Origin of the sequence: Citrobacter sp. B72, assembly GCF_016894305.1 — a bacterium.
GTDB classification, from domain to species: domain Bacteria; phylum Pseudomonadota; class Gammaproteobacteria; order Enterobacterales; family Enterobacteriaceae; genus Citrobacter; species Citrobacter portucalensis.
Genome location: NZ_CP069801.1, coordinates 314,550 through 326,966, shown reverse-complemented (window position 1 = coordinate 326,966; position 12,417 = coordinate 314,550). Strand labels below are relative to the sequence as shown.

The 12,417-nt window shown below is 54.5% G+C and carries 9 protein-coding genes and 1 pseudogene; 8 read left to right on the top strand and 2 right to left on the bottom strand.

Features of this window, described 5'->3' with window-relative positions; translation table 11 throughout:
• Positions 1-50: 50 nt before the first annotated feature.
• From JQN59_RS01470 to JQN59_RS01450, 5 genes and pseudogenes are all read left to right on the top strand, one after another.
• On the top strand, positions 51-2,384 hold the full coding sequence (locus JQN59_RS01470) for a Tex family protein (protein ID WP_149607337.1): 2,334 nt from the start codon (positions 51-53) through the stop codon (positions 2,382-2,384).
• A gap of 432 nt (positions 2,385-2,816) precedes the next feature.
• Positions 2,817-3,044, top strand: a complete 228-nt coding sequence (feoA, locus tag JQN59_RS01465; protein ID WP_003023519.1) for a ferrous iron transporter A — start codon at positions 2,817-2,819, stop codon at positions 3,042-3,044.
• Positions 3,045-3,062: 18 nt separating this feature from the next.
• A complete protein-coding gene (gene feoB, locus JQN59_RS01460; protein ID WP_008786334.1) occupies positions 3,063-5,381 on the top strand; it encodes a Fe(2+) transporter permease subunit FeoB in 2,319 nt (772 codons plus the stop codon).
• Positions 5,382-5,392: 11 nt separating this feature from the next.
• Positions 5,393-5,629 carry a [Fe-S]-dependent transcriptional repressor FeoC gene (feoC, locus tag JQN59_RS01455; RefSeq protein ID WP_003023516.1) on the top strand — a complete coding sequence of 79 codons (237 nt, stop codon included), beginning with the start codon at positions 5,393-5,395 and terminating at the stop codon, positions 5,627-5,629.
• A 233-nt stretch (positions 5,630-5,862) separates the two neighbouring features.
• Positions 5,863-6,378: pseudogene (locus tag JQN59_RS01450) on the top strand (Rpn family recombination-promoting nuclease/putative transposase); the annotation flags it as partial.
• A gap of 44 nt (positions 6,379-6,422) precedes the next feature.
• Here the strand turns inward: JQN59_RS01450 and bioH are convergent.
• Positions 6,423-7,193, bottom strand: a complete 771-nt coding sequence (gene bioH, locus JQN59_RS01445) for a pimeloyl-ACP methyl ester esterase BioH (protein WP_048215399.1) — start codon at positions 7,191-7,193, stop codon at positions 6,423-6,425.
• Positions 7,194-7,230: 37 nt separating this feature from the next.
• Between bioH and gntX the strand changes: the two genes are divergently transcribed.
• The 3 genes from gntX to gntT all read left to right on the top strand — a co-directional run bounded on the left by gntX (position 7,231) and on the right by gntT (position 10,234).
• A complete protein-coding gene (gene gntX, locus JQN59_RS01440) occupies positions 7,231-7,914 on the top strand; it encodes a DNA utilization protein GntX (protein ID WP_149607338.1) in 684 nt (227 codons plus the stop codon).
• Between the two features lie 58 nt (positions 7,915-7,972).
• Complete coding sequence (gene nfuA / locus JQN59_RS01435) at positions 7,973-8,548, top strand: Fe-S biogenesis protein NfuA (protein WP_003023509.1); 576 nt, start codon at positions 7,973-7,975, stop codon at positions 8,546-8,548.
• 369 nt (positions 8,549-8,917) lie between these two features.
• Positions 8,918-10,234, top strand: a complete 1,317-nt coding sequence (gntT, locus tag JQN59_RS01430; RefSeq protein ID WP_003023507.1) for a gluconate transporter — start codon at positions 8,918-8,920, stop codon at positions 10,232-10,234.
• A gap of 87 nt (positions 10,235-10,321) precedes the next feature.
• Here the strand turns inward: gntT and malQ are convergent, their stop codons facing one another.
• Positions 10,322-12,409: a 4-alpha-glucanotransferase gene (gene malQ / locus JQN59_RS01425; protein WP_136391406.1), complete on the bottom strand. Its 2,088-nt coding sequence runs from the start codon at positions 12,407-12,409 to the stop codon at positions 10,322-10,324.
• Positions 12,410-12,417: the final 8 nt, after the last annotated feature.

The following is a 12,417-nucleotide window of genomic DNA, read 5'->3' as shown; positions in this document are numbered from 1 at the left end:
CAATCCGTATAACTATCCCCTGATTTTTTATCCTATAGACGAAGCTATCCATGATGAATGATTCTTTCTGCCGCATTATCGCAGGTGAAATTCAGGCTCGTGCTGAACAGGTAGAAGCTGCCGTTCGCCTGCTTGACGAAGGGAACACCGTGCCGTTTATCGCACGATATCGTAAGGAAATCACCGGCGGTTTGGACGATACGCAACTGCGTAATCTGGAAACCCGTCTGGGATATCTGCGTGAACTGGAAGACCGCCGTCAGGCAATCCTGAAATCTATCGGCGAGCAAGGCAAACTGACCGACGATCTGGCGAAAGCGATCAACGGTACGTTAAGTAAGACCGAACTCGAAGATCTCTATCTGCCGTATAAACCAAAGCGCCGCACCCGTGGGCAGATCGCCATTGAGGCCGGACTGGAGCCGTTGGCAGACCTGCTGTGGAACGAACCATCTCACGACCCGGAAACGGAAGCCGCAAAATATCTCAACACCGAAAACGGCGTGGCGGATACCAAAGCCGCCCTCGACGGCGCGCGCTACATTCTGATGGAGCGCTTCGCTGAAGACGCTGCTCTGCTGGCGAAAGTACGTGATTATCTGTGGAAAAACGCCCACCTGGTCGCCACCGTGGTAAGCGGTAAAGAAGAGGAAGGCGCTAAGTTCCGCGACTACTTCGATCACCACGAACCGATTTCTTCCGTGCCCTCCCACCGTGCGCTGGCCATGTTCCGTGGCCGTAACGAAGGCGTGTTGCAACTTTCACTGAATGCCGATCCGCAATTCGATGAGCCACCAAAAGAGAGCCACGGCGAACAGATTATCCGGGATCACCTGGGACTACGCCTGAGCAACGCCCCAGCAGACAGCTGGCGTAAAGGCGTGGTTAGCTGGACCTGGCGCATCAAAGTGCTGATGCACCTCGAAACGGAGCTGATGGGTACCGTGCGCGAACGTGCGGAAGATGAAGCTATCAACGTCTTTGCCCGTAACCTGCATGACCTGCTGATGGCCGCTCCGGCCGGGCTGCGCGCCACCATGGGCCTCGATCCAGGTCTGCGTACCGGTGTAAAAGTGGCAGTGGTTGACGGTACCGGCAAGCTGGTCGCGACCGACACCATTTATCCGCATACCGGTCAGGCCGCCAAAGCCGCCGTTGCCGTTGCGGCGCTGTGTGAAAAACACAACGTTGAACTGGTGGCGATTGGTAACGGTACGGCGTCGCGCGAAACCGAGCGTTTCTTCCTCGACGTGCAAAAGCAGTTCCCGCAAGTGACCGCGCAGAAAGTGATCGTCAGTGAAGCCGGTGCGTCGGTTTACTCCGCATCCGAACTGGCGGCGCTGGAGTTCCCGGACCTCGACGTATCTCTGCGTGGCGCAGTGTCTATCGCCCGTCGTCTGCAGGATCCGTTGGCTGAGCTGGTGAAAATCGATCCGAAATCTATCGGCGTGGGCCAGTATCAGCACGACGTAAGCCAGACTCAGTTGGCGCGTAAGCTGGATGCGGTGGTGGAAGACTGCGTGAACGCCGTCGGCGTCGATCTGAATACCGCCTCCGTACCGCTGCTGACCCGTGTTGCTGGTCTGACGCGCATGATGGCGCAGAATATCGTTGCCTGGCGTGATGAGAACGGTCAATTCCAGAACCGTCAGCAACTGTTAAAAGTCAGCCGCCTGGGTCCTAAAGCCTTTGAACAGTGCGCGGGCTTCCTGCGTATCAACCACGGCGATAACCCGCTGGATGCCTCTACCGTTCACCCGGAAGCTTATCCGGTTGTGGAACGCATTCTGGCCGCCACCGAGCAATCGTTGCGTGACCTGATGGGTAACAGCAGCGAACTGCGTAATCTGAAAGCCGCTGATTTTACCGACGAACGCTTCGGGGTGCCGACCGTCACCGACATCATCAAAGAGCTGGAAAAGCCGGGCCGCGATCCGCGTCCTGAATTTAAAACCGCGCAGTTTGCCGATGGTGTAGAAACCATGAACGATCTGCTGCCGGGAATGATTCTGGAAGGGGCAGTCACCAACGTCACCAACTTCGGCGCGTTTGTTGATATCGGCGTTCATCAGGATGGTCTGGTGCATATCTCTTCGCTGTCGAATAAGTTCGTCGAAGATCCGCACACCGTGGTGAAAGCAGGCGACATTGTGAAGGTGAAAGTGCTGGAAGTGGACCTGCAACGTAAGCGTATCGCGCTGACCATGCGTCTGGACGAGCAGCCGGGTGAAACCAATGCGCGTCGCGGCGGCGGGAATAACGATCGCGCTCAGGGCAATCGCCCGGCACCAAAAGCGGCGAAACCGCGTGGCCGTGACGCACAGCCTGCAGGCAACAGCGCGATGATGGATGCGTTGGCGGCGGCGATGGGTAAAAAACGCTAAGTTTAAACCCTGTGCCGGATGGTGGTGTAAACGCCCTGTCCGGCCAGGTTATCGCAATTAATTTGCAGGCCGGATAAGACGCATGAGCGACGCCATCCGGCATATTTAATCCATGCCCCGCTTTGCACCACAATATATTTATCACTTCATTAACAGATGAAACCTTAATTAAACATTAAGATCCCCAATAATTACTTCCGCGAATCACTCGTTTCCAACCAGAATAAATATTGAGGAATATCAAAATTGGCTCAAATTATTATCCAATTGTACATTCCGTCACATTTATTCTATTGATGATAGAAACCATTCTCATTATCATTGATTTGTTGATTATTTACTCTTTCCTTACGTTGGCTAATCATCTGGTCTCATGCCGCCCTGTCGCCCCATGAGGTTATCATCCAGTTAGCGAGATATAAGTAGGTCCCTATGCAATTCACTCCTGACAGTGCGTGGAAAATTACCGGTTTTGCCCGTGAAATCAGCCCGGCTTATCGTCAGAAACTGTTGTCACTTGGCATGCTACCCGGCTCATCCTTCAACGTGGTACGCGTCGCCCCGCTCGGCGATCCTATCCATATCGAAACGCGTCGCGTAAGTCTGGTATTGCGTAAGAAGGATCTGGCGTTATTAGAAGTGGAAGCGGTTTCCTGTTAATACAGTGAGTCTATAAAAATGAAAAAACTAACCATTGGTTTAATTGGTAATCCTAATTCCGGCAAGACAACTTTATTCAACCAGCTCACCGGCGCGCGCCAGCGTGTAGGCAACTGGGCTGGCGTTACCGTTGAGCGTAAAGAAGGCCATTTCGCCACGACGGACCACCAGGTCACGTTGGTCGATTTACCCGGCACCTATTCTCTGACGACAATCTCATCGCAAACCTCTCTCGATGAGCAGATTGCCTGCCACTATATTTTAAGCGGCGACGCGGATCTCTTGATCAACGTGGTCGATGCTTCAAACCTTGAACGCAACCTCTACCTGACGTTGCAACTGCTTGAGCTGGGTATTCCCTGTATCGTCGCACTGAACATGCTGGATATTGCTGAGAAACAGCAAATCCGTATCGATATCGACGCCCTCTCCGCTCGTCTTGGCTGTCCGGTGGTTCCACTGGTTTCCACTCGTGCGCGCGGCATTGAAGCACTGAAGCTGGCGATCGATCGCTACAAAGAAAACGACACCGTTGAGCTGGTCCATTATGCCCAGCCGCTGCTGCAAGAAGCTGACTCCCTCGCCGACGCAATGGCCAAAGATATGCCGCTTAAACAGCGCCGCTGGCTGGGCCTACAGATGCTCGAAGGCGATATCTACAGCCGTGCTTACGCCGGTGATGCAGCACAAAACCTTGATGCCGCTGTTGCTCGCCTGAGTGAGACAATGGACGACCCGGCGCTACATATTGCCGATGCACGTTACCAGTGCATTGCTGCTATCTGCGATACCGTCAGTAATACCCTGACGGCAGAGCCGAGCCGTTTCACCACCGCGGTAGATAAAATTATCCTCAACCGCTTCCTCGGTCTGCCGATTTTCCTGTTCGTGATGTACCTGATGTTCCTGCTTGCCATCAACATTGGCGGCGCGCTGCAGCCGTTGTTTGATGTTGGATCCGTGGCACTCTTTATCCATGGTATTCAGTGGATTGGCTATACGCTGCATTTCCCGGACTGGCTGACCATCTTCCTGGCCCAGGGCCTTGGCGGCGGGATTAACACCGTGCTGCCGCTGGTACCGCAAATCGGCATGATGTATCTGTTCCTCTCCTTCCTTGAAGACTCCGGCTACATGGCGCGCGCCGCATTTGTGATGGACCGTCTGATGCAGGCGCTGGGACTGCCGGGCAAATCGTTCGTCCCGCTGATCGTCGGCTTTGGCTGTAACGTACCGTCAGTGATGGGCGCACGTACGCTGGATGCCCCGCGTGAGCGTCTGATGACCATCATGATGGCGCCGTTTATGTCCTGTGGTGCACGTCTGGCGATTTTCGCCGTCTTTGCCGCCGCGTTCTTTGGTCAGAACGGCGCGCTGGCGGTCTTCTCGCTGTACGTACTGGGTATCGTCATGGCGGTGTTGACCGGCCTGATGCTCAAACACACCATCATGCGTGGCGAAGCAACGCCGTTCGTGATGGAGCTGCCGGTATATCACGTACCGCACATTAAGAGTCTGATCATTCAAACCTGGCAACGTCTGAAAGGCTTCGTTCTGCGTGCAGGTAAAGTCATCATCATCGTCAGCATTTTCCTCAGTGCCTTTAACAGCTTCTCACTGAGCGGGAAAATCGTCGACAACATCAACGACTCAGCTCTGGCTTCCGTTAGCCGCGTCATTACCCCAGTCTTCAAACCGATTGGTGTTCACGAAGATAACTGGCAGGCAACCGTAGGTCTGTTCACCGGCGCGATGGCGAAAGAAGTGGTTGTCGGTACGCTGAACACGCTCTATACCGCAGAAAACATTCAGGAAGAAGAGTTCAACCCGGCAGATTTCCACCTCGGTGATGAGCTGCTCAGCGCGGTAGATGAAACCTGGCAAAGCCTGAAAGACACTTTCAGCCTGAGCGTGCTGGCTAACCCTATCGAAGCCAGCAAGGGCGACGGTGAAATGGCTACCGGTGCAATGGGCGTGATGGGCGAGAAATTTGGCAGCGCCGCCGCCGCGTACAGCTACCTGATCTTTGTTCTGCTGTATGTACCGTGCATTTCAGTGATGGGCGCTATCGCACGTGAATCCAGCCGTGGCTGGATGAGCTTCTCGATTCTGTGGGGCCTGAATATCGCCTACTCTCTGTCGACGCTGTTTTATCAGACGGTCAGCTACAAAGAGCACCCGACCTACAGCCTGGTGTGCATTTTAGCGGTCATCCTGTTTAACATCGTGTTGCTGGGCCTGCTGCGTCGAGCTCGCAGCCGCGTGGACCTCGCACTGCTGGCAACCAATAGGACGGCGAGTTCCTGCTGTTCCAGCACGACTGGCGATTGCCACTAAGGTTATCGACAATGGCATCGCTTATTCAGGTTCGTGATTTACTGGCTTTGCGGGGGCGCATGGAGGCGACACAAATTAGCCACACGCTGCATACCCCGCAGCCCATGATTGACGCCATGCTGAATCAGTTAGAAAAGATGGGCAAAGCGGTGCGGATTCAGGAAGATGCCGACGGGTGTCTTTCCGGAAGCTGCAAAAGTTGCCCAGAAGGTAAAGCCTGCCTGCGCGAGTGGTGGGCTTTACGCTAATCAGATGCTCTTTGCCGGATGGCGCTACGCTTATCCGGCCTACAAATGATGCAAACGTCCCGGCCGGATAGCACGTTTACGCTGATATCCGGCTTTTTTGCGTAATGGATTCCACACAGATTTCATTATTTCAGCAAAAAAGATCTATCTTCCAGTCAGCCACGCATCGTTATTAATCCGTGGATGATTACTGGTAACCTGGGAAGTAGAGTCTCGTCATCTTTTTTCTCAGGTATAGCACCGCGTTTCCACTGATCGATATCACTGTTGTGCCCGATGACGAGATTATGCAGCATCGCCGGATGGCGCTGTTGGAGCTCATCCAAAAGCGTATTCGTAAACGCGATTTGATGGGGCTGGTAGAAAAACTGGCCATCCTGCTTGTTAAAGGACACGCTAATGACAACCAGTTGAAAGCCTTGTTTAATTATTTAATGCAGGCCGGTAACACCACACATTTTGGCGAGTTTCTTCATGAAGTCGCCGAACGTTTACCCCAACATAAGGACAAGTTGATGACTATCGCCGAAAGATTACGACAGGAAGGGCACCTAAATGGTCTTCAGGAAGGCCATAGGAAAGGGTTGCAAGAAGGGTTACAGGAGGGGTTACAAACGGGTCTGCAACAAGGCAAACGAGAGGAAGCATTACGTATTGCATCAACCATGCAGGCTGATGGTATAGACCCACTAACCATCATCAGAATTACTGGCCTGACCGCTGAGGATCTGGCTACGCGCAGCCATTAATCTCAGGCCCGGCGAGCATGGCACCACCGGGCAACACATCAAATTTATAGTTTCTGTTTTAACGCCACAAGCGCTGCACAGAACTCTACGGGATGCGAGATAAACGGCGCATGCGCCGCTTTGGCAAACACCAAAGACTCGCTCTGCGGCCACAGTGCATCCAGCATCGGGACGACTTTGCGCGGCACCAGCCCGTCAAGATAGCCATACAACCGCAGGAAAGGCATTTCCACCGCGCACAGCGGTTCTCGCAGATCGACCGTTTTCAGGATCTCAAGTCCACCATTGAGCACCTCGACGTCCGGCATGGGTAAAGCCAGTACCGTTTTCTTTAGCGCTCGCGCATCCTGACGCGCAGTTTCTGTGCCCATCGTTTGCAATGCCAGAAAACGCTCCACCGTACGCTGGAAATCTTCGCTCAGCTGCTGCTGGAAACCTGCCAGCACCTCTGGCTTGATTCCCGGCCACTCATCCCGCGCGCTAAAGCAAGGGGAAGACGCGACGGTCGCCAGCGCCTGAACACGCTCAGGATGCGTTAACGCCACCTGACTCGCGACCAGCCCGCCCAGACTCCAGCCGAGCCAGATAGCTTTCTCCGGTGCCTGTTTCAATACCCGCTCAGCCATCTCTTCCAGTGACATTGCACCGAAACCCTGGCTACGACCAAATCCCGGTAAGTCGACAAGATGCAGCGTAAAATGCGAGCTCAGTTCCTCGCTTATGCAATGCCACACTTGCGCATTCAGTCCCCATCCGTGCAGCAGCACAAGATGGCAATTTCCCGAACCCTGGGTCTGCCACCAGATGTCATTCATCAGTTATTGTTCTCTTTTAGCCTGAAAGGATGCATCTATGCTAACAGTACCGGGATTGTGCTGGCTATGCCGAATGCCCCTGACGTTAGGGCATTGGGGGATCTGCTCAGTCTGTACGCGGGCAACGCGTCAACACGCCAGCCTGTGCCCTCAATGTGGACTCCCTGCCGCTCATACCGTCATTCCCTGTGGGCGCTGCCTGCAAAAACCGCCGCCGTGGCAGCGACTGGTTACCGTCAGCGACTATGTTCCGCCGTTGAGCGGGCTTATCCACCAGCTCAAGTTTTCACGACGCAGCGAAACAGCCTCAGCTCTTTCACGTTTGCTATTACTGGAGGTACTACAGACCCGGCGCGCCAGCGGCCTTCTTCTACCGGACAGGCTGGTCAGCGTCCCGCTCTGGCAACGCCGACACTGGCGCAGGGGGTTTAATCAGAGCGATTTACTGTGCCGTCCGCTGGCGCGCTGGCTGGGTTGCGACTGGGACAGCCGGACCATCTCGCGGGTTCGGGCAACCGCCACACAGCACCATCTCAGCGCCCGATTACGTAAACGTAACCTGAAAAATGCCTTTCGCCTTGAATTGCCGGTGCAGGGACTCCATATGGTTATTGTGGATGATGTCGTCACTACCGGAAGTACCGTCGCGGAAATCGCGCAGCTGCTTTTACGCAATGGCGCGGCGACTGTCCAGGTATGGTGCCTGTGTCGAACCTTGTAGAGCCTCGATGATGGGCGTATTATAACCAAGTAAAATAGTCAACTATTAGGCCATTACTATGATCCATATTTCCGATGCTGCACAAGCGCACTTTGCCAAACTGCTGGCAAATCAGGAAGAAGGGACACAAATCCGCGTATTTGTGATTAATCCCGGCACGCCTAACGCTGAATGCGGCGTTTCTTATTGTCCGCCGGACGCCGTGGAAGCAACCGACACCGCCATTAAATTTGACCTGCTGACCGCATATGTTGATGAACTGAGCGCACCGTATCTGGAAGATGCAGAAATCGATTTCGTTACCGACCAGTTAGGCTCCCAGCTGACCCTGAAAGCACCAAACGCCAAAATGCGTAAAGTTGCCGATGATGCGCCGCTGATGGAACGCGTGGAGTATATGCTGCAATCGCAGATCAACCCACAGCTGGCTGGCCACGGTGGTCGTGTCTCTCTGATGGAAATCACCGATGAAGGCTACGCCATTCTGCAGTTTGGCGGCGGCTGTAACGGCTGTTCAATGGTAGATGTAACGCTGAAAGAAGGTATCGAGAAGCAGCTGCTGGCTGAATTCCCTGAACTGAAAGGCGTTCGCGATTTAACCGAACACCAGCGCGGCGAGCACTCTTACTACTAACGCCCGAACCTGTAGAGTATCCGTAGGCCCGATAAGACGCACCCGCGTCGCTATCGGGCATTGCTGCCGAATGGCAGCGTAACGGCCTACAACACTGCATTTCTCTGCCTGTGCCCTGCAACAATCCCCCGCATAATTTGACCAGCCTCTCATATTTTAAATTTTGCCTGTCCAGGTGATTTTCAAGCGCAGCATGTTACCCGTATCATTCGTATCAGCACCTAACACACCCATAATAGCCAGTTAAACTGATTAGTTTTGAAGGCAACCAGCATTGGTGCTGAGAATACTCTGTTCCCGGTCGGGACAATCGGAATTTGTCATCTAAACACTGACGTTACCCATAACAAAGTAAAGGCCAGGTAAATCATGCCATTAGTCATCGTTGCTATCGGTGTAATCTTGTTACTCCTCCTGATGATCCGTTTCAAAATGAACGGCTTCATCGCTCTCGTCCTGGTGGCGCTTGCTGTCGGATTGATGCAAGGGATGCCACTGGATAAAGTCATCGGTTCGATTAAAGCCGGCGTCGGCGGAACCCTTGGCAGCCTCGCCCTGATTATGGGTTTTGGCGCCATGCTGGGCAAAATGCTGGCGGACTGCGGCGGCGCACAGCGCATCGCAACCACGCTGATTGCTAAATTCGGCAAAAAACACATTCAGTGGGCAGTGGTATTAACCGGATTCACCGTCGGTTTTGCCCTGTTCTACGAAGTCGGCTTCGTGCTGATGCTGCCGCTGGTATTCACCATTGCTGCCGCTGCTAACATCCCGCTGCTGTACGTTGGTGTGCCGATGGCGGCTGCGCTGTCCGTTACTCACGGCTTCCTGCCGCCGCACCCGGGTCCAACCGCTATTGCCACCATTTTCCACGCAGACATGGGTAAAACTCTGCTGTTTGGTACGATTCTGGCAATCCCGACCGTTATTCTCGCCGGTCCGGTATACGCGCGTTTCCTGAAAGGCATCGATAAGCCAATCCCGGAAGGTCTGTACAGCGCAAAAACCTTCACTGAAGAAGAGATGCCAGGCTTTGGCGTCAGCGTCTGGACCTCTCTGGTCCCTGTTATCCTGATGGCAATGCGCGCCGTGGCGGAGATGATTCTGCCGAAAGGCCATGCTTTCCTGACGGTTGCTGAATTCCTCGGTGACCCGGTCATGGCAACGTTGATTGCGGTGCTGATTGCGATGTTCACTTTTGGTCTGAACCGCGGACGTTCGATGGATCAGATTAACGACACGCTGGTGTCCTCAATCAAAATCATCGCGATGATGCTGTTGATCATCGGTGGTGGCGGTGCCTTTAAACAGGTTCTGGTTGATAGCGGCGTGGACAAATACATCGCCTCAATGATGCACGGCTCTAACGTTTCTCCGCTGCTGATGGCATGGTCTATCGCTGCAGTACTGCGTATCGCACTGGGTTCCGCAACCGTTGCAGCGATTACTGCAGGTGGGATTGTGGCACCGCTGATTGCAACGACCGGCGTAAGCCCTGAGCTGATGGTTATTGCGGTTGGTTCCGGTTCCGTCATCTTCTCCCACGTGAACGATCCTGGGTTCTGGCTGTTCAAGGAGTACTTCAACCTGACCATCGGTGAAACCATCAAGTCATGGTCAATGTTGGAAACCATTATCTCCGTCTGCGGTCTGGTAGGGTGTCTGCTGCTGGGTATGGTGGTCTGATAAAACTGAGCCTGATGGCGCTACGCTTATCAGGCCTACGTGCTACGAGCCATCACCATAAAAAAGCCGGGGAAATCCCCGGCTTTTTTACTTCTTCTTCGCGGCCGCTTTTCGCCGCTTATCCAAATCCTTAATCAGCTTATTCACGCCTTCATCGGCGAACATCTGTTCCAGCGTGGCGGTGAGCTTACGCCGCCAGTTTTTGTACTGGTCGCTGGTCCCCGGAATGTTGACCGGCTCAGCCATATCCAGCCAGTCTTCCGGTTGCAGGCCCAGCAGCGCACTGTTGCTGTCAGCGATGTAGCGTTGCATGCCGCGATTCAGAATCGGCGTCATCGACATCAGGGACGCCTTGTGACCGGCACGTTTTGGCAGGCAGCCGTATTTGTGCAGCGCGTCCAGCAGCCCTTGTTTCGCCAGTTCCCGGTCCTGATACAACCCGCGCAGCACGACTTCATCCGGATACAGGCCCAGTGCTTTACCTAGCGTCAGATCGCCGCTATCCCAATAACCTTTAAGCGTAGGAAGGTCATGCGTCGCCGCGACTGCCATTGATTGTTCCGGGTACGCTTTCGGCGCACGGAAGTTTTTCTCATGGTCATTCTCAAAATAAAGCACTTTGTAGGAGTAGACGCCGCTGTCACGCAGCTTGCTGACGATCTCCACCGGCACGGTACCCAGATCTTCACCAATCACCATGCAGTGGTGACGTTTACTTTCCAGCGCCAGAATTGAAAGCAAATCATCGACCGGATAATGCACGTAGGCACCGTGATCGGCAGTTTCACCGTAAGGGATCCACCACAGACGCAGCATCGACATGACATGGTCGATACGCAACGCGCCGCAGTTCTGCATATTGGCGCGCAGCAGTTCGATAAACGGTTCGTAGGCGCGTGCCGTGATGATGTGCGGATCCATCGGCGGCAGTCCCCAGTTTTGCCCAAGCGGACCGAGAATATCCGGCGGCGCGCCAACTGAAGCTTTCAGGCAATACAACTCGCGGTCACACCAGGTTTCCGCCCCGCCTTCGGCCACGCCAACGGCCAGGTCGCGATACAACCCTATCGGCATGGCAAAGCCCTGGCTGGTTTTCCAGCAGTCAGCAAACTGGGTATACGCCAGCCACTGTAACCACAGGTAGAAATCTACGTCATCACGATGTTCTTCGCAGAAGCGTTTTACCTCTGGCGAGTCCACTGACTGGAAAGCTTCTGGCCACACCGGCCAGCCCCAGCGCAATGCGTCCTCTTTCACCTGATGCGCATGCAGCGCATCAAAGGCCGCCTGCCAGTAGAGGCTATCCCCTTCCTGAGCCACAAACTGGCGAAATGCCGCCATCTGCTCATCATCACGCGCAGAGAAGCTTTTCCACGCCATACGTAGCGCCGTCATCTTCAGTGCGGTAACAGCAGAATAATCAACCCACTCGGCATCGCGGGCGCGTTGCAGAGCTTGCTGAGTCGCGGGTTTCTTCCACCACGCCTGCGCCTCTTTACTCAGACGGAAATCATCTACGGCGTTTACATCAATATAAATAACGTTCAACCAGCGACGTGACGACGGGCTGTACGGGCTGGCACTCTCCGGATTCGCCGGATACAGCGCGTGAATCGGATTAAGCCCGATAAACGCGCCGCCGCGTTGCGCCACATCCTCCAGCATAGTGCGGAGATCGCCGAAATCGCCAATCCCCCAGTTCTTTTCCGATCGCAAGGTGTAGAGCTGAACACATGCGCCCCACAGCTTCTGCCCGGCTAACAACGCCTGCGGTTCATAGCAGCGCTTTGGTGCCACGATGATACGACAATGGGAACGCAGCTCGCCCTGGGTCAGGGTCAACGTGTGATACCCCTCCGGCAGCTTCGCCGGAAGGTTAAAAGATTTACCGCCGACGGCATGCCCTTTGTGCTGCACGCCCTCTTCGGTGGTCAGCAGCCAGTTAAACTCTCCGCTTCCCTCAACCGCCAGCGGCATTTTCTTGCCAGCGGTATAGACCATGACATTCGGCACCGGGGTTACCGCCACCTGAGTGGCAGCGGTGGTGCGATGCATGGCGTCAAGCAAACGCCGTTTGGTTTCGGCGCCAATAGACTGCGGTTTACCGTGGGCATTAATGTAATTGGGGCTGATCCCCGCCGCCAGCGCGGCATTATCCAGACGTTTGCTTTCCATCGCGATTC